Source organism: Arthrobacter sp. KNU-44 (assembly GCF_051843155.1).
In the GTDB taxonomy this organism is placed as follows: domain Bacteria; phylum Actinomycetota; class Actinomycetes; order Actinomycetales; family Micrococcaceae; genus Arthrobacter.
In genome coordinates this window covers 2963114-2980463 of record NZ_JBPXNG010000002.1, presented here as the reverse complement: position 1 = coordinate 2980463, position 17350 = coordinate 2963114, and the positions used below count along the sequence as shown (strand labels likewise).

Sequence of the window (17350 nt, the reverse complement as noted above, 5' to 3'; positions counted from 1 at the left end):
ACCTAGAGAGTCTAGGTACGACGAAGTGCACTGACAAGATCAAACGCCCGGATTATCCGCGGCTGGAATGCGGGCTTGCAGCCGGAGCCAGCTACCCCTTGAAGACCGGTGCCCGCTTCTCTTGGAACGCCCGGAAACCCTCGGCGTAGTCCTCGGTCTTGCACAGCCGGGCCTGCTCGTCGTTCTCTTCGGACATCGCGGCCCACAAGCCAAGGCGCTGATCGCGGATATGGGCCACGAGTTCCTTGCTGGCCGTGAACGCACCGGTGGCACCCGCCGCGACCCGCTCAACGATGATCCGCGTGGCCTCGAGCAAGGCGTCGTCAGGCATGACCCGGCTGAACATGCCCTGCGCCACGGCCTCGGCTCCGCTGATCAGGTCCGCGGTGTAGATGAGGTCCAGGGTCCGGTGCATGCCGAGGCGCTCCGTGAAGTACCAGTGCCCGCCCGAGTCCAAGGTGGCGCCCAGCTTGGCGAAGGGCGAACCGAACTTGGCATTCTCCGCCACGTACACCACGTCCGTGGCGAGCAACAGGCCGAGCCCGACGCCGAGGCACGCGCCGTGCGCTGCCGCGAAAGTCGGGGCCGGGAAGGCTGCCATCTTCTTGAGCAGCGGCTCCACGAGCCCGTTCAAGTACGCCTTCGCATCGTCGCTCTCCGGGGTCACACCGGCAATGTCGCGTCCCGCGCAAAAGGCGCGGCCCTCTCCGCGGATGAGCAGCGCCCGCACCATTCCGCGGGAGGCGGCGGCAGCGGCGTCGTCGTACGCTCTATCCAGTTCCGCAAGCGCCGCCTCGTCGAGCGAGTTCAGCTTTTCCGGGGCATTGAGGACAATTTCGGCGATGCCGTTGGAGATGGAGAGCTCGATCATTCGTATATTCCTTAGACGTCGAAATCGACCGTGACGGATTCACTTGTGGGGTGGGACTGGCACGTCAGCACGTATCCCTTGTCCAACTCATCCTGCTCCAAGGCGTAGTTCTCGTCCATGCTGACCGTGCCCGAGACCAGTTTGGCGCGGCACGTGCCGCACACACCACCGGCGCACGCGAACGGAACGTCCGGGCGGACCCGCAAGGCAGCATTCAGAATCGATTCCCGCGCGTGGGTGGGGCTGGCGACGTCGCCGGTCAAACCATCGAGCTTGAAGGTGATCTTGAACGTGTCCTTCGACTCGTCCTCCACAACGGGCCGGCCCGCGTTGCCTTCGGGGCGGTCCGGGCGGCCGGTGGTGAAGAGCTCAAAGCGGACGTGCTCAGGCTCCACGCCGCGGGCAGCAAGGGTGTCCCTGCACAGCTGGACAAGCTCGAACGGCCCGCACAGGAACCATTCGTCCACATCCTGCGCGTGAATGGCGGTGCCCAGCAGCTGTTGCAGCTTCTCGGCGTCGATACGTCCCGTCATGAGCGGCGCAATGCGCTGCTCGCGCGACAACACATGGTGCAGCGCCAGGCGCGAGGGGTACTTGTCCTTCAGGTCCGCCAGCTCCTCGAGGAACATGACGTCCATGGCTGCCTTGTTGGCGTAGATCAGGTCGAAGCGGGTCTCCGGGTTCGCGGCCAGCAGCGTACGGGCGATCGCGATCACCGGGGTGATTCCCGAGCCGGCGGCGATGGCCACGAAGGAACCGGCGTCGCCGAACTCCCCTGCCATGTTCTCCGGATTGTTCATGGAGTTCATGACGTTCTGCTGGACGGTCTTGCCGTCCTTGCCATGCTTGGAAATGAACGCGCCCATGGGGCTCATGACGTCCAGCGTGTCGCCGGCCTTGAGTTCCGCGTTCGCCCACGTCGAGAAGATGCCGCCCAGGTCCTTCTTGATGGCCACGCGGATCTCGCTGCTGCCGTCCGCGAAGCTGCGCGGCTCTGCGCAGATGGAGTAGCTGCGGCGGACCTCGTGCGGCTCACCGCTCTCGTCAGGAAGCGTGGTCCGCAGAGCCACGTACTGGCCGGGAAGGTAGTCGTACTGGCCGGCGAGTTCCGCCGGAACATCGAACGTGACCTCGATGGCGTCTTCAGTCAGGCGGCGGACTTCCGAAACACTGAGGGAATGAAAAGACGTACGACGGCGGCCGGTGGCCTGCGCTTGTTCGGCTGCGGTCTGGCGGACAACGGGCATGTCGGATTCCTTACAGGACTTTGAAGTAGTCGAACGGTTCCTTGCAGTCCTGGCAGACGAACAGCGCCTTGCAGGACGTGGAACCAAAGCGGGTGAGTTCCTTGGTGTTCAGCGATGAACACTGCGGGCATTTCACGGCGAGGTTGAGCCGTACTTTGCCGGCGTGGCCGCCGGCGGCTGCCCTGCCACTTGGAGGTGCGATGCCGTATTCCTGCAGCTTGGCCTTGCCGTGCTCGGTCATCCAGTCCGTGGTCCAGGCCGGAGCCAGGACAAGCTCGACGTAGACGCTCGGGTATCCCTCTTTGTGGAACGCGGTCTTGAGGTCGTCACGGATGGCGTCCATCGCGGGGCAGCCCGAGTAGGTCGGCGTAATGGTGACCTGGACCGCGGGGACCAGCCCGCCGTCGTCGAACAGTAGGACGTTCCTGAGGATCCCCAGATCCTCAATGGTAAGGACGGGAATCTCCGGATCGCAGACCGTGGCCGCAATCCCCCAGGCCTTCTGCTCGGCGGTTTGCTTGGTCTGTGTTGGTGTTTCTTGAAGGAACATGTCCACGGTCACCAGCTTGCGCCGGGATGTTCGCGGGCCAGCACCTGCATCTCGGCGAGCAGGTAACCCAAGTGCTCGGAATGCTTGCCCTGGCGGCCGCCACCCAAGGATTGCGGGATGCGTTCGAGGTTCAGATCCTCATCGAGGCCGGCTTCACTCAGGATTTCGCCCGTGAGCTGGTCGAAGTCCGCGCGGAGGCTGGAGGGTTGTACGCCTGCTCCGCTTTCGGCGAGGCGGGCCGTGAGCTCGTCGTCTTCGAAGAGTTCTTCGACGTACGGCCAGACGAGCTTGAAAGCCTGGACAATACGACGGCGGGACTCTTCCGTGCCGCCGGCAAGCCTGAGGACCCACTGTGCGCTGTGGTCGCGGTGGTAGTCGACCTCTTTGAGGGCCTTCGCCGCGATGGCTGCGATGGTGGCATCCGCGGATCCGGTCAGCCGCTTGTAGAGCTCGAACTGGTAGTAGCTCACGATGAACTGCCGGGCGATGGTGACGGCGAAGTCCCCGTTGGGCTGCTCGAACAAGTGTGCGGAACGGAACTCGTGCTCCCGGCGGAAGTACGCCAGATCGTCCTCGGACTTGTCCCACGCCGCGCCGGCGTAGGTGAGGAAGGAACGGGCGTGGCCGAGCTGGTCGAGCGCGATGTTGCCGAGGGCGACGTCTTCCTCGAGCTCCGGGGCGCGGGAGATCCAGTGGCCCAGGCGCTGGGCGAGGATCAAGCCGTCGTCGCCGATGCGCAGGGCGTATTCCGCGACGTCTTCGCTTGGCTTGACTTGTCCCTTGCGGATTTCGAGCGCGATGTCCTCGGGGCGCAGGGCGTTCCCGGGGGTGATGCGCGTGGCGCTTGCCGAACCGTCTCCGGAGGCACCTGCACCCTTGACACCGACGGAGATATCGCCGTGGCCTTCGATGGCGAAGTCCTTGTTTTCGTTTTCGTTTGCGGGGTTTTCGGGGGCGGTCACAGGTGCTTCACGCCTTCGCTCTTGGTGTAATACGTCGCGTGGCGGTAGTCCTTGCCCTGCGGGGATTCGAAGAAGGAACCCTTGGAATCCGGGTCGCTCGAGGAAATCGCATCGGCCGGGACCACCCAGATGGACACGCCTTCGTTGCGGCGGGTGTACAGGTCACGGGCGTTACGCAGCGCCATCGCCGCGTCGGGTGCGTGCAAGGATCCTGCGTGGACGTGGGATAGGCCGCGGCTGGAGCGGACGAAGACTTCCCAGAGGCTCCAGGGAGTTTCGTGGGGTTCGTTGGGTTGGGTGCTCATGCTGCGTGTTCCTTCTCTGCTTGCTTGCGGGCGTACTCGGCGGCCGCTTCGCGGACCCAGGCGCCGTCGTCGTGCGCTTCTCGGCGGCGCTCAAGCCGCTGCGCGTTGCAGGGACCCTTTCCGGCGAGGACGTTTTTGAACTCGTTCCAGTCCAAGGGGCCGTGCTCCCATTTCTTGGTTTCTTCGTTGAAACGGACGTCCTTGTCCGGGAGCGTGAGGCCCAGGACCTTGACCTGCTCCACCATCATGCCGACGAAGCGGCTGCGGAGCTCATCGTTGCTGAACCGCTTGATGTTCCAGGCCATGGACTGCTTGGAGTTGGGTGAATCGTCGTCGGGCGGCCCGAACATCATCAGCGCCGGCGCGTACCAACGGTTGACTGCGTCCTGGGCCATTTGCTTTTGGGCAGGCGTGCCGTTGGACAGTTCAAGGAGGATCTCGAAACCCTGGCGCTGGTGGAACGACTCTTCCTTGCAGATGCGCACCATTGCGCGTCCGTAGGGGCCGTAGGAAGCACGGCACAGGGGGACCTGGTTGCAGATCGCGGCACCGTCGACGAGCCAGCCGATCGCGCCCATGTCCGCCCAGGAAATCGCGGGGTAGTTGAAGATGGACGAGTACCGGGCCTTGCCGGCGATCAAGTCACTGGTCATCTTGTCCCTGCTTTGGCCGAGCGTTTCCGCGGCCGAATAGAGATACAGGCCGTGGCCCGCCTCGTCCTGGACCTTCGCCATGAGGATGGCTTTGCGCTTGAGGCTCGGAGCCCTGCTGATCCAGTTGGCTTCCGGCTGCATGCCGATGATCTCCGAATGCGCGTGCTGCGAGATCTGGCGGAGCAGGGTCTTGCGGTAAGCCTCCGGCATCCAGTCGCGGGGTTCGATGCGCGAATCCTCGGAGATGATGCGGTCAAAGTACGCCTGACCGGCCTGTTCCCGTTCAAGCTCTTCGGGGGACAGCTCAGCGGGCACAGACTGCAGATTCTGCGATGCCATGGTTGCTCCTAAATATTTACCGACCGTTCGTTCAGAATATGCGGAAGGCGCGAGATGCGTCAAGCGTTCGGGTCGGCGAGGCTGGGTCTACACAACGCCCGCTCAGATATAAGGCGCTCTCCCCCGACGCGCGCTCACATATATGGCGCTCTCCCCCGACGCGCGCTCACATATATGGCCTAACGGCGAAACGCTCGCTCACCTATATGGCCAAATGCTGCGGTCGTCAAGTTTTTGAGACATTTTCGTTGTTTGTTTTGGTTAGGCGGCCAGGGGTTCCTGGACGCTGGTGTGGTGGTTTGCGTGGGCGGTGGCTGGCGGGATGCCGCCGGCCCGTCGGTTGGGTCGGCGGCGGTTGTACCAGCCCTCGATGTAGTCCATCACGGCGGTCCGTGCGGTGAGCCTGGAACCGAAGCGGTGGTGGTGGTAGAACTCGGTCTTGAGGTGTGAGAAGAAGTTCTCGGCGACCGCGTTGTCCCAGCACACCCCCACCTTGCCCATGGACTGGGTGACCTCGTTCTGGGCGCACCATCGTTGGAATTCCTCCGAGGTGTACTGGGTGCCCCGGTCGGAGTGGAAGACGACTGGGCCGCCGATGAGGTGGCCGTGGTTCCGGGCCATCCGCAGGGCCGCGGTGCACAGGCTGGCGCGCATGTGTTCGGCCATGGCCCAGCCGATGACCATCCCGGAGAACAGGTCGATGACCGTGGCCAGGTAGAGCCAGCCCTCGCCGGTGCGCAGGTAGGTGATGTCCCCGACCAGCCGGGTCCCGGGCACCGCGGAGGTGAAGTCGCGCCTGCCCTGGTCATCGAGCATGTGGTTCTGGATGTGGGCGGTCTTGGCCTGCGGGTCCTGGAGCGTGGTCTTTTTCCAGGCCTGGGTGCGGATGGCCCGCAGGCCGTGCTCGCGCATGATGGCCCCCACGGTCGGGGCGGAGACCTTGGTCCCGGCCGCGTTCAGGAGCCGGGTCAGCTGGTCCCGCCCGGCACGCCCGGACTCCTTCGTGTAGAGCTTGGTGACCGCGGTGACCAGCTCCCCGTGCCGCACGGTGCGCGGTGAAGGGCCGGCAGGTTTGCGCCACCGGTAATAGGAGGCCCGGGAGACGTTCAATTTCCGGCATAGCCACACCACGGGATGGTTGGCCTTCTCCGCTTCGATGAACTCGTAGAAATCCTCTACTTTTGCTTCGCGGCAAAGAAGGCGCTGACTTTTCCCAGGAACTCGACCTCGGCCTTCAACCTGGCGTTTTCGGCCAGCGCTTTCTGGTGTTCATCCCACGCCACCGGCCCCCGGTCCTCGGGCTGGGCAGGGGTGTCCGGTTGCTTGTCCCGGGACTTGTGTACCCAGTTTCCCAGCGTGCTTTCCTTCACCCCGATCTCCTGCGCGATCTGCTTCACCGGCCGGTCCGAAGACAAAACCAGTCGAACCGATTCCTCCCGGAACGCGGCGTCGTATGTCTTTCTGCGGGTGGTCATCTGAAACTGAGGCTCCCATCAAGCTGTCTCACAAAACCATACGGCCGCATGCCGGAACGCTCGCTCAGATCATGTGAGCGAGCGTCGGGCCGGAAGGGCTTGTTTGTGAGCGAGCGTCGGGAGGGGCGTGGCACTCAGGCCGACGCCGACACCGGGACCAAGGCGGGTCGCGGCGTCAGTTGCTTCCGCGCCCAGCGGGCAAGCTTCTTGCCTTTGCCCTTCCACCAGCTGTCCTCGTCCTTGTCTTGGTGCCAGCGGAAGATGATCATCACAATCACGAAAACGCCCATGGCCACGTCCGCCCAATTCCATTGGATTGCCTTGGCGAGCACACTGACGCCCATGACAAGAATCGACGGCACCGCCAGGGTCTTGAAGATGGTGTTGGCGACATAACGCCGATGGGACCGCGGCACGGACACTGCGCGGACCATGTCGAAACACACGCATACCACCACCATTGCCTGGCCCAAGTCCATCAGAATGAGCCCGGGCAGGGACCCGGCGAACATGGAAGCGGATTCCATCCCCGCGCTCAACGGACTGCCCCCGTCGCCATCGGACGCGGAAAGGAAACAACAGGATTGCAGGAAACACACATACGGATGACCCCCAGAGACCAGGAACTGCATTGAGACCAACTGCGTTCCATTCAATCCGTTGGCTCCAGGGCCGGTCACGAGTAGTGGGTACTCTACTTTGCCCGCCCGGCTACTTGCACGGCGGCAAGGTACCCGGTCCGGCGACCGGTCTAAAACACTGCCGGCCTAATACACTGCCGGGGCTTCCGTCTGCGACGGTTCCTGGGGCTGGCCAGCCGGCAGCGCCACTGTGAAGGTGCTTCCACTGCCGGGCTCGCTGCTGCAGGAGATGCTGCCTCCATGGCGTTCCACGATGGACTTGGTTATGGACAGCCCGAGGCCGACGCCGGGTATCGCGGCTTGACGGGCAGCGTTTGTCCTGAAGAACCGGGTGAAAATCCTGGCCGACTCGTCGGTGGTCATGCCCATTCCCGTGTCCTTCACTTCGAGCTGGACCCAACCGTCGTTCCGCTCGGCCCTTATGGTCACCAGTCCGCCACCGGGTGAATACTTGATCGCGTTGGATACCAGATTGTCCAAGGCCTGTCCTAGCCTCAAGGGGTCGGCGTTCGCCCACAGGGGTGCCGGAACGTCGGCGACGAGGCCCACGTGCGCGGCGTCGGCCTGCGCCCGCGCAGAAACCAGGCTGTTTTCGACCAACCCCGCCAAATCAGTGCGCCGCAGATGCACGCTCTCCACCGCCGCGGCCGACGAGAGCAGGTCCTCCACCAAGGCCCGGAGCCGTTCGGCATTCCGCTCCGCAACTTCCAAACCAAGCCTTGTTGCTGGTTGGAGTTCCTGGTCGCCGCGGAGCACAAGATCGATGTTGCCCAGGATCGATGTCAGGGGCGAACCAAATTCGTGCGAAACGTTGGCAACCAGTTCGTCCTTGGCGGCAAGCGCATCGACAACATCCGTCACATCCTTGAAAACGATCACCGCACCACCGAACCCGTCGTCGAGCTCGCTTTTCATACCCCGCGCGGCGGTTGAGATGGCCCGTTGGCCGGTACCGGCGCCGAACCAAAGCAAATAGTCGGAATATGTTTCCCCTTGAACGGCCCTCCGAACAGGGCCCTTTTCAAGCTGAATCGGCGTCCGCCTGTCCTGGCCGAAAACCAGCCAGTCATGTTCCGCGGGCCCCCGCGAGCCTTCCCCGGGTCCCCGCGAGCCTTCCGCGGTCATTGCCATCTTTAGGAATGCCTTTTGTTGGTTGTTGATCAGGAGGGTCTCGCCCTGCGAATCGACGGCGACAATTCCGACGTCGATCGTGTCCAGGATTGTCTTGAGCAGTGTTTCCCGCTCCCTGCTGGCGGCCAACAATTGCCGCAGGGCCTGATCCCTCTGGCTTACCCTCCGCTGCTGGAGACGTGCATTTGAGCCGGCCAGACGAATGGAGACTGCCATTGCGAACATCATGAGGGGCAAAAGCAGCACCGAAGAAATGTCCGACGCAGTGGGACGGGGCAAGTGCGAAACCACCGGTGGAAACGCAATGACGAAAGGACCAACAAAGCTGAGGATCAGGCTTGTCTTGGAAAGCATGCCCGAGGCAGACAACCAGATCACGGGAAAGATAGCCAATGTGATGAGGCCCGGTATCGCGCTGAAAGCACCGTTTCGCGTGAACCAGAGGGCAACAAAATCCAAAATGGGGATCGCAAGGCTTGCGTTCGGTGCCAATCTCTCCCAAGGGACCAGCAGGCATCCCAGGAACAGGAGGCCGTGGAGAAGGACTCCGGTAACGAACAACCAATTTTGGGTTAACCCCGGCCAAACAGTAGGTGCCGCGATTGCCAAGCCCGCGATGATGAGCGTTAGGGGCAATTCACAGACAGCCAGCCGGGCGCGAGGCGTGAGTTTTCTAAAGAAACGGGCGGCCGCGCGGAAAAATGGCTGCTCACTCAAAGTCGAGACCCTTCCTTGGAGATTCGCGAGCATTTACTGCTCCACGCGATTCCCGAAGGAACCGCCCGGAGTCCACTATTCCCCCAAGGAACCACAATACGACGACCCGGACGATCAAACTGGAAGTTCGGAGCCACGCTTAATCCACATATTAGATGCCAGATGGCTTTAATGCTTGTATCGTGAGTATTTGGGTGGCATTTACCGCATTGCGCTGGGCTGTGCGGCGATGTGCGCCCTCAAGGATGTCCAATGAGCGAGCCTGGGGTAGCTGTAGTCATTGAGGATGACGAAGACGTACGAAATCTGGTTGACGCCATCCTCAAAGAAGCTGGATTTGTGGTGCATTCTGCCGCCACCGGACGCGAAGGCGTGGAAGTGGTGCGGGATCACCATGCGTCCGTGGTGACGCTCGACGTCGGGCTTCCGGATATGGATGGCCACGAGGTCCTGCGTCGGATTCGGCAATTCAGCGACGCATATGTCGTGATGCTGACGGCCAGGCGCGATGAGCCGGACACGTTGACGGCTTTCCTCACCGGCGCGGACGACTACGTCAAGAAGCCGTTTCTACCGCGCGAGTTGAGGGCCCGGGTGACTGCCATGATGCGGCGGCCACGCGCGGAAGGCAGGCTTGCGTTGCCGGAGGAAGATCCCAGGGGTTACGGGAGTCCCGACGGCGGTTCAGCCCGTTTTGACGGCTCTTGGTGGTTGGTGGGGAAAGGGATTCCCGGGATGAGTGTCATGCCGCCGTCCGGACGGCACTTCTCAAGAGAATAACCGATTTGTAGTTGGCCGGGTTGCGGTAACCGCGGGCGGTGCGTTTGATGTTCTTTATGGCGGTGTTGTTGGCTTCGACCTTGCCTGTCGTGGCCCCGGTAATGATCAGCACCTCGATCTCTTTCCACCACCGGCAGACGGTGCGGTAGAGCCTGTTCGTTTCCGGTCGTGCGGCTGCCTTGACCAGTTCCTCGAGTGCGTTCTTCGCCGTCGCGGCGTCCTGAAGGGAGCCGGTGCGCAGCAATACCCTGAGCTGTTCCTTGACCTTCCAGACAGCCTGGAGCGTGCCGGTCGGATCGTCGGCGGCGAACACTTCTGCTAGCCGGTGGGCTGCCTTCTCCGTGAGGGTATCGCCAGCGCGCAGGAGAAGCATCCGGTGCGCCCAGGCCTTGTCGACGGTCCTTCCGCGGCGGCCCTTGACCTGTTGGGAGAGGTTCTGCCGTGTCTCGGTCACGGCCTGGTTGGCCAGGGAGATCAGGTGGAAGTGATCGACGGCGACAGCGGTCCGGGGAAGCCACATCCGCAACGCCTTTCGGAACGCCGCCGAAGGGTCGATCGCCACGACCTGCACGGCCAGACGCCATGCCAGGGGCCGGGCGAAGAGCCACTCCCCGACGCCCTTGTGGTCCCGTCCATCCACGACGCCCAGCACCTGACCGGTGTCCAGATCGACAATGGTGGTCATCCACGGCTCGAACCGCGTCCAGACCTTTGATTCGGGGTCCTGGAAGTAGCGCACGGACCGGAACCGGTGCTCATCGATGCCCAGCATTCTCGGGCTCAGCCGGTCCACATCCGGAAGGGTGAGGAAGCACGCTTCGTTGAGCGCGGCCCGGACCATCCACCAGGACACCGCGAACGCGGCAGCAGTCTCGGAGACGGCCCGGCCCGAACGGATGACAGCATCCACGAGCTGGTCACGGAGCCGGCCGGTCGAGCGGGCACGCCGCGGGACCTGGGCGGTGGACTCAAAGAACGAGAGCCTCTCGCACGCCGGTTCTTCGCAGTACCAGCGGTACTTGGACCAGAGGACCTCCACGGGGCCGGCGACAGGAATGTCCCGGATCCGCTGGAAGCGGCGTTCCTTCCGCCGTGACGCTACCACCCCGCAGGTGGGGCAGCCCGGTGGCTGGTCGGTTTCGACAATGACCCGGCGGCCGCCGTCGGGACTCAGGCCGGTGGAGATGACACGGTAGTCGGGCAGGTTGAAGATGCTGGTGGCAGCGTCGGCTGCTGCCCCGGTAGGCTCGTTCAAGGCTCGTGGTCCTGTTCCAGGTTGAATGCTTAGACACACTCATCCCAGCAGGGCCACGGGCCCCTTTGTCTTCAACGACACGAACTCAATTCCCCACCAACCACGAAGAGCCGTTTTGACGGGGGTGCTTACGCCGCGGCCCGCTCAGCCGAAGCCGACCAAGCGGTGATCAAGCACAATGGCTTGGCCCTGAACTACAAATCACGCACGGTGACGCTTCAAGGTTCGGCCCTGACGTTGACGAGAAGCGAATTCGATCTCCTCTTTGACCTGCTTCGGGCCAAAGGCGAGGTGCGGACGCGCGCCGATCTCGTGCGGGCTGCGCGCGGTGACTACTACGACGACGACGCGTACATCAGCGACGCCGACGAACGCGCCGTTGAGACGCACATCGGCAACCTACGCCGAAAGCTCCGCGAGGATCCACAATCGCCACGCTTTCTGCAGACTGTCCGGGGCGTCGGGTATCGGCTGACGCCGAAAAGATCGGATTAAGCGCGCCGGCGTCAATCGTTCCGGAGGACGTAACTGTCCTTTAGTTCCTGGACCGTCACGTGCCCGCATTCAGCAAGTTCCTTGAGCAGGGGCCGGGCCTCACGCAATTCACTTTTTCGAATGCGTTCCTCCAGTTGCGCTGCAAGTACTGCGAGGCGAACACCGCCAACCATAATGGAAGAGGTCCTGAGGCTTAGGACCGCGTTCAGGGCGGCGGCCACGTCGCCGCGCTCGACGGCGGTCGCGAGGATTTCGTATCGCTTGGCCCAGAGTTTTGCGAAGTCGCCGGCAAACGTGCGTGCGACAAGCGGATTGTCCACTTGATCTTCCAAGAGTTGGAACTCCGCGAGGTCCAGTATGGGATGTTCGGCAAGCGGGACGACGGGCAGCCCATTGGAGTCGTCGACCGAGCCCGGATGGCTCGGATCTGAATCCTCGTTGACGTCGCTGGAACCTGAACTGAACATAGCCCAATGCTACTTTCTGAATTCCGGAAAAACCGAACTTATGGCTATCTTAAGGAAATCTTAGGCCTTTCTTGACTTACCCGGTTTCGTCGCCCGCACCCAATTCAGAGAATGCGATATTGCGCTTAGCCTCCGCTGAAGGTAGCTATGGCGTTGATGACAGCCGGCCCCAGGATGGCGATGAACAGCACGGGGAAGATAAAGAAGAGAAGCGGGAAGAGAACCATCACCGGAAGCTTCATCGCCTTCTCTTCCGCGCGTTGGCGGCGCTTGACCCGCATCACCTTCGCCTGGACCCTCAGGACCCGACTGATGGCAATGCCGTAGGTGTCTGCCTGAATCACGGCCTGAACGAAGCTTCGAAGCTCCGGAACGTTCGTACGTTCGGCCAACGCCAGATAGGACTCGCGACGGCTCCGTCCAACCTGCATGTCTTGCAAAGTCCGCACCAGCTCCTCGGCCAGGGGCCCCTTCCCATTTTCGCCTGCTCGGGCCATGGCTCCTTCAAAACCGAGCCCCGCCTCGACCGATATCAGCATTTGGTCCATGGTATTTGCGAGTTCCAATTGCAAAGCCTTTTGACGCTCTTGTCCTTTGCTGTAAAGCATTAAATCCGGGATAAAGTATCCAAGCAGTACGACAAATATCCCGACGAGCTTAAGTAATCCGCTCGAGCTGTTAGCACTGATCAAAAATCCGAAAAGTGCGCCGAACAATCCGAGCAGGGGTTTGGCTGCGAGGACGCGCCCCAAAGGGAGCGACGGCGGACGGCCGGCCAACGAGAGCAACCGATCGAGCTTCTGGACGTAGCTGACGGGGGTCAGGCGGTACCCAATGAGCTCGAGCGCACCACCACGGTTTTGTGCACCGGTCTCGGCAATGTCTTGACCCCGAGTCAAGAGCACCCGGACGGCACGTTGGGCTTGCCGGTCAACCGACAGGAATGACCAAACGAGGTAGGCGATAGGCAGGGGAACCAGCAGCAGGGCGAAAAGGAGAGAGGGATTCACGCGTCACCTCAAAACTTCAGGTCGATGATCTTGCGCATCCACAGACCGCCGATGGTCATGAGAATGAACGACAACCCAATCATTCCCCAACCGAGCGGATGAGTGAACATCACGTTCATGTAGCCGGGGTTGACGACCAAGAGCATGGCCACGATGCCAAAGGGAAGCGCCATCAGTATGTATCCCGAGAATTTTCCCTCTGCGGCCAAGGACTTGATTTGTCCCTTGATCTCGCTGCGTTCGCGTATGGTCTCGTTGACCTGGTCCAAGACCTCCGCAAGGTTTCCGCCCACCTCGCGGTTGATTTGGATGGCCTGCGCTATCCACACAAAGTCCTCGCTCCGCATTCGCTCCGCCGTATCGGTAAGCGATTCCTCAAGATCGCGGCCAAGGCTCGTCTCGGTAATGACCCGGCGCATTTCCTCCGACGTGGGGCTGGCCGATTCATTGGCCGCAGCATCGATGGCACGAAGTATGCTGTGTCCGGCCCGCAAGCCGCCAGACAGTAGTTGGAGGGTGTCCCCAAGCTGGCCATCGAACTTCGCGCGCCTTTTACCGGCCAGGGAATTCAAAAAGAGCCGTGCCACGAAGGGCGCCGGGATAAAGAACAGAAAAGCCACCAACGGGCCGCCGATGACCAGCCCGATCAAGGCGCCCACGAATGCACCGGCAATCACGAGGATGAAGAAATCCGCCTGGCTCATTCGCAGCCCGGCATTCTCCAGTTGTTCCCGGTTGAAGAGCCGGACGTTGCGCCTGGTCAGGACCCCATGGACGACGTCGGCGGCAGAACCTGCAAAACGGGTCAGCTGCGAGCCCGCGCCTACGTGGTAGGGCCGCCTTCGATCGAATGGAACTTCGGGGGTTTTCGGCAAGATCACTGCGACCCCGAAGAGCAGGATGGCTGAAAGCATCAAGGCCGTTCCGGTCAAAAGGATCATGTTCCGTTCACGTCCTTGCTGCTGCGGTTGCCAGGGGAGAGGCAAAGACCCCAGGAGATACATGAATACCCAAGTCATCGAAGCGGTCGATGAAGCGCGGACGGATTCCCGTTGGGACGGGCTTTCCAAGAAATCTCCCGTGGGCGTCGACGCCTGCCGAATAATCGAAAACGAATGCATCCTGGAGGGTGACAATGTCGCCTTCCATGCCTTGGACCTCAGTCACGTGCGTGATGCGGCGAGTTCCGTCCCGCAACCGGGAGATCTGGATGATGAGGTTCACGGCGGACGCTATTTGCTCGCGGATTGCCCGCAATGGCAGGTCCATGCCTGCCATGAGCACCAGGGTTTCGAGGCGTGCAACGGCGTCGCGAGGAGAATTTGAGTGCACCGTGGAAAGGGAGCCGTCGTGACCGGTGTTCATGGCCTGCAGCATGTCGAGGGACTCTCCACCGCGGACCTCGCCGACGACGATCCTGTCCGGGCGCATACGAAGCGAGTTCCTGAGCAACTCCCTGATGGTCACGGCCCCCTTTCCCTCGGTATTCGGTGGCCGGCTCTCAAGCCTTACGACGTGTTGCTGCTGGATCTGGAGTTCTACGGCATCCTCAATGGTGACAATGCGGTTGTCTTCCGGGATGAACGACGAGAGGACATTCAACAGTGTCGTCTTGCCGGTTCCAGTACCCCCGGAAACAATGATGTTCAGCTTCGCCTTGACGCAAGCATTGAGGAGCTCAGCCATCTCGGGCGTGAGCGTTCCGAAATCAATCAGGTTCCTGATGGTCAACGGTATCTTGCTGAATTTTCGGATGGTCAGCGACGAGCCGCCCACCGCAAGCGGGGGGATCACCGCATTGACTCGGGAGCCGTCCTCAAGTCGCGCGTCAACGAGCGGGGACGACTCATCGATCCTGCGCCCCACCTTTGAAACGATGCGTTCAATGACCCTCCGGAGATGGTCCTCGGAGCTGAATCCGGAGTCCGTGAGGGTCAGCTTGCCTTTTCGTTCGACGTAGATCTGGTCCATTCGGTTGACCATGATTTCAGTGACCTCTGGATCGTCCAGCAAGCGTTGGAGCGGCCCATAGCCAAGGACGTCATCCGCTACGTCCGCCACGAGCCTGCTGCGCTCGTCAGCGGACAGCGGGACCTGTTCGGCGTCGATGATCCGGATGAGTTCTTCGCGGGCAGTCGACCGCAACTCACGTTCGCTGACGCTGGAATCGTTGAACCTCGCCCCCAGTCGCTCAAACAACGCCGTGGCGGCGCGCTGCTTGAGGGCGGCAAAGGCGTCCACCGGCTGCTGGGCCCTCAGCTTCGGCGACTCCGGTACGTCACTCAGCTTGACTGAAATGTGGGGGTTTACAGGACTGCCGGACTTCGCGGTGGGATGCGGCATGACTTGCTGCGCGGACTCGGCGAATGTCGGTTTAGGCGTAGAGAGAGGGCTCGGACCAAGATCCACCCCTCGGCCGGAGGACCTTTCGTCCCTGTCCTCGACTGCATGCAGGCGTTCAGACAGCTTCATTAGACCACCACTCTTCTGTGCAGTTTGCGCTGTGCTGTGGCACGCCACGCGGGATTGAAGCGCTCGACAAGTTGTTTGAGTCCCTTGACGGCCGGATCCTTCACCGAGTCCTGGAGCACGGGAATGCCGCGGTTGGTGGAGAACGCTACTGCCTTCGATCGAGGGATGCTCACGTCAACCGGGGCGCCTACGGTGGACTCGACGTCCTGCACCGACAGCCCCGACTTGGAATCAGCCATGTTTAGCACCACATGCCGGGTTTCCGGCAGGAGGTTCAGCCTGCGGAGAATGTCCAGGCCGGAACGTAGGCCTCGGACGCTTGGAACATCCATGCCCGTCACCCAGACAGCATCGGAGCATTGTTCGAGGGCAGCGAGCCCGATTTCGGGCAGTCCGGGTGCGGTGTCCACCACCACGTACTGGAACTCTTGGGCCAGCTGTTCGAGGAGCCGACCCACCTGTTGCGGCGAGATCTCGTCTGCTTCGACGGGGTCCTTCGGCGCGCACAAAGCGTAGATGCTTGCCGGGTGGACGGTGAGAAAGGCTTTGAGTACCAGCGAATCCTGACTGGCCGACGGCGTGACGGCGTCGGTTACGGTGTGCTCCGGATTGAGGTAGAGCCCGGAGGCGACGTCACCGAATTGCAGGTCCAGATCCACGATCACCACGCTCATCGGCGCGATCTTGCCCAACCCTACTGCGATGTTCGTGGCGATGGTCGTCTTTCCCACACCGCCTTTGGGGGAAAAGACGCCGATCACCAGGCCCTTCGGGGAGCCGGATTGCTTGGGTTCCCCCGTGCGCTGCCGGCTAGCGAAAGACTGGCACGCGCGCTCAAGCATGACCCGTATCTGGGCCAGGTCCGCGTCCGGGCTCATGATGTCGCGGATACCTGACCGCATGGCTTGGAGGACAAACGCGGGATCCAGTTCACTGACAAGGATGACGCTCAGTTCCGGCAACTGCACATCGAAGACGGTGGCCAGTCGCAGGGCATCTTCCACGGGCACGCCGGGTCCCAGAATCAGCACTTCGAGTTGTTCCTGGTTGAGCGCGCCGAACAGTTCTGCCGGATCAGCCGGCAAAATGCTCGTGAAGAAGGTTTGCACGCTTCCGGGCAGGCCACCCGCAACAGCTTGGCGCAACCGTTGGTCAAAGTCGGTGTTGGGAGTTATCAGGACAAAACGGCTCACTTGTATACCCCGCTCGGCTGCACGACGGTGGGGCCACTGTCTTTGGCATCCAACGGCTCTTTGCTGAGCCAGATTTTTTCGAACTCTGCGGCGAAGACAATCTTGGAGGCATCCACATCGCTCACGGCGACGGTCAGCAAGAGCGAACCGGTAGGAAGTGCGCTGTCCTTGGAGCCGGCCGCACCAGAAGTGGGATTCGGCGTCGCCTGCGCACTCGCCGCTGCTTGGGGGGCGCGTTGGACCATTGTCACAAGAACCTTGTGTATCGCCAATTCGGTAGTTTGCTTGTCCGGCTTCGCCTCGATTCCGCCCGTCGTCATGGAGATGAATATTCCAATGTGGTCACCAGGAACCAGCAGTCCCCCGACTACCCGCTGGGGTTCCAGTTGAAAGGAGACTTCCTGGAGCCCTGCCGGCACCTTGACGTCCCCAGGAGTCTTGAGTGCATCAGGGGCCACCAAACGCTCTGCCACCAGGGTCTCGCCAGGGACGAGGTCGACGGCGGCGACCTTGCCTTGCGCGTCCCCCAGCGTGTGTAGAGCGGTCTTGGGGACGGCCGATCCCGGCAGCTGCTGGGTATCGAGGGAATCCTTCATGGCGTCCACTGAAGTGCCGGCCGGGATGGCCGTCTTGACCACCAACACGTCAACAGGCGCCAGATTCTGGACTGCCCGTTGATCCGCGCCTTGAGCGTAGGAGAAGACAAGAATCACCCCGACGAGGGCCAACACTGCCGCTGCCGACCCGGCCAACAAGCGTGACTTCACTGACAACTCCTGTGTTCAAA

At 62.0% G+C, this 17350-nt stretch carries 17 protein-coding genes and 1 pseudogene; 2 read left to right on the top strand and 16 right to left on the bottom strand.

From position 1 onward, the window contains the following. Nucleotides 1-91: 91 nt before the first annotated feature. From ACSVHC_RS14975 to ACSVHC_RS14935, 9 genes are all read right to left on the bottom strand, one after another. On the bottom strand, nt 92-871 hold the full coding sequence (locus ACSVHC_RS14975; RefSeq protein ID WP_437771258.1) for an enoyl-CoA hydratase/isomerase family protein: 780 nt from the start codon (nt 869-871) through the stop codon (nt 92-94). An 11-nt stretch (nt 872-882) separates the two neighbouring features. Continuing rightward, a complete protein-coding gene (gene paaE, locus ACSVHC_RS14970; RefSeq protein ID WP_439181063.1) occupies nt 883-2118 on the bottom strand; it encodes a 1,2-phenylacetyl-CoA epoxidase subunit PaaE in 1236 nt (411 codons plus the stop codon). A 10-nt stretch (nt 2119-2128) separates the two neighbouring features. After that, on the bottom strand, nt 2129-2668 hold the full coding sequence (gene paaD / locus ACSVHC_RS14965; RefSeq protein ID WP_437774085.1) for a 1,2-phenylacetyl-CoA epoxidase subunit PaaD: 540 nt from the start codon (nt 2666-2668) through the stop codon (nt 2129-2131). An 8-nt stretch (nt 2669-2676) separates the two neighbouring features. Further along, the gene (gene paaC / locus ACSVHC_RS14960) at nt 2677-3630 is read right to left on the bottom strand and encodes a 1,2-phenylacetyl-CoA epoxidase subunit PaaC (RefSeq protein ID WP_437771260.1); all 954 of its coding nucleotides are present in this window, start codon (nt 3628-3630) and stop codon (nt 2677-2679) included. After that, nucleotides 3627-3935, bottom strand: a complete 309-nt coding sequence (gene paaB / locus ACSVHC_RS14955) for a 1,2-phenylacetyl-CoA epoxidase subunit PaaB (protein WP_437771261.1) — start codon at nt 3933-3935, stop codon at nt 3627-3629. Before paaB ends, paaC begins: the two co-directional genes overlap by 4 nt. Then, a complete protein-coding gene (gene paaA / locus ACSVHC_RS14950; protein WP_437771262.1) occupies nt 3932-4927 on the bottom strand; it encodes a 1,2-phenylacetyl-CoA epoxidase subunit PaaA in 996 nt (331 codons plus the stop codon). Before paaA ends, paaB begins: the two co-directional genes overlap by 4 nt. 261 nt (nt 4928-5188) lie before the next feature. Next, nucleotides 5189-6402 (bottom strand): IS3 family transposase gene (locus tag ACSVHC_RS14945; protein ID WP_437771182.1). Its coding sequence is split into 2 segments (ribosomal slippage): nt 5189-6141 and nt 6141-6402, totalling 1215 coding nucleotides; the frame shifts between segments, so codons are not numbered across the junction. A 134-nt stretch (nt 6403-6536) separates the two neighbouring features. Then, a complete protein-coding gene (locus ACSVHC_RS14940; protein WP_437771264.1) occupies nt 6537-6929 on the bottom strand; it encodes a hypothetical protein in 393 nt (130 codons plus the stop codon). A gap of 240 nt (nt 6930-7169) precedes the next feature. Beyond that, entirely contained in the window at nt 7170-8666 is a 1497-nt protein-coding gene (locus tag ACSVHC_RS14935) for a sensor histidine kinase (protein WP_439181061.1), read from the bottom strand. A 477-nt stretch (nt 8667-9143) separates the two neighbouring features. Between ACSVHC_RS14935 and ACSVHC_RS14930 the strand changes: the two are divergent. After that, nucleotides 9144-9545, top strand: a pseudogene (locus tag ACSVHC_RS14930) (response regulator transcription factor); the annotation flags it as partial. 88 nt (nt 9546-9633) lie between these two features. Here ACSVHC_RS14930 and ACSVHC_RS14925 read toward each other — a convergent pair. Continuing rightward, the gene (locus ACSVHC_RS14925) at nt 9634-10926 is read right to left on the bottom strand and encodes an ISL3 family transposase (protein ID WP_439180982.1); all 1293 of its coding nucleotides are present in this window, start codon (nt 10924-10926) and stop codon (nt 9634-9636) included. Between the two features lie 165 nt (nt 10927-11091). On the opposite strand from ACSVHC_RS14925, the gene ACSVHC_RS14920 reads away from it, so the two are divergent. Continuing rightward, on the top strand, nt 11092-11421 hold the full coding sequence (locus tag ACSVHC_RS14920) for a winged helix-turn-helix domain-containing protein (RefSeq protein WP_439181060.1): 330 nt from the start codon (nt 11092-11094) through the stop codon (nt 11419-11421). A gap of 11 nt (nt 11422-11432) precedes the next feature. Here the strand turns inward: ACSVHC_RS14920 and ACSVHC_RS14915 are convergent, their stop codons facing one another. The 6 genes from ACSVHC_RS14915 to cpaB form a co-directional block, all read right to left on the bottom strand. Beyond that, nucleotides 11433-11888 (bottom strand): Hpt domain-containing protein, encoded by a 456-nt coding sequence (locus ACSVHC_RS14915; protein WP_437771267.1) that lies wholly within the window; start codon nt 11886-11888, stop codon nt 11433-11435. Nucleotides 11889-12013: 125 nt separating this feature from the next. Then, nucleotides 12014-12898 carry a type II secretion system F family protein gene (locus ACSVHC_RS14910; RefSeq protein WP_437771268.1) on the bottom strand — a complete coding sequence of 295 codons (885 nt, stop codon included), beginning with the start codon at nt 12896-12898 and terminating at the stop codon, nt 12014-12016. Between the two features lie 8 nt (nt 12899-12906). Then, nucleotides 12907-13839 (bottom strand): type II secretion system F family protein, encoded by a 933-nt coding sequence (locus tag ACSVHC_RS14905; RefSeq protein ID WP_437771269.1) that lies wholly within the window; start codon nt 13837-13839, stop codon nt 12907-12909. A gap of 7 nt (nt 13840-13846) precedes the next feature. Further along, entirely contained in the window at nt 13847-15370 is a 1524-nt protein-coding gene (locus ACSVHC_RS14900; protein ID WP_437771270.1) for a CpaF family protein, read from the bottom strand. Further along, the gene (locus ACSVHC_RS14895) at nt 15370-16563 is read right to left on the bottom strand and encodes an AAA family ATPase (RefSeq protein WP_437771271.1); all 1194 of its coding nucleotides are present in this window, start codon (nt 16561-16563) and stop codon (nt 15370-15372) included. Before ACSVHC_RS14895 ends, ACSVHC_RS14900 begins: the two co-directional genes overlap by 1 nt. Continuing rightward, nucleotides 16560-17330 (bottom strand): Flp pilus assembly protein CpaB, encoded by a 771-nt coding sequence (gene cpaB / locus ACSVHC_RS14890; protein ID WP_437771272.1) that lies wholly within the window; start codon nt 17328-17330, stop codon nt 16560-16562. The genes ACSVHC_RS14895 and cpaB overlap by 4 nt, the downstream gene beginning before the upstream one ends. Nucleotides 17331-17350 lie beyond the last annotated feature (20 nt).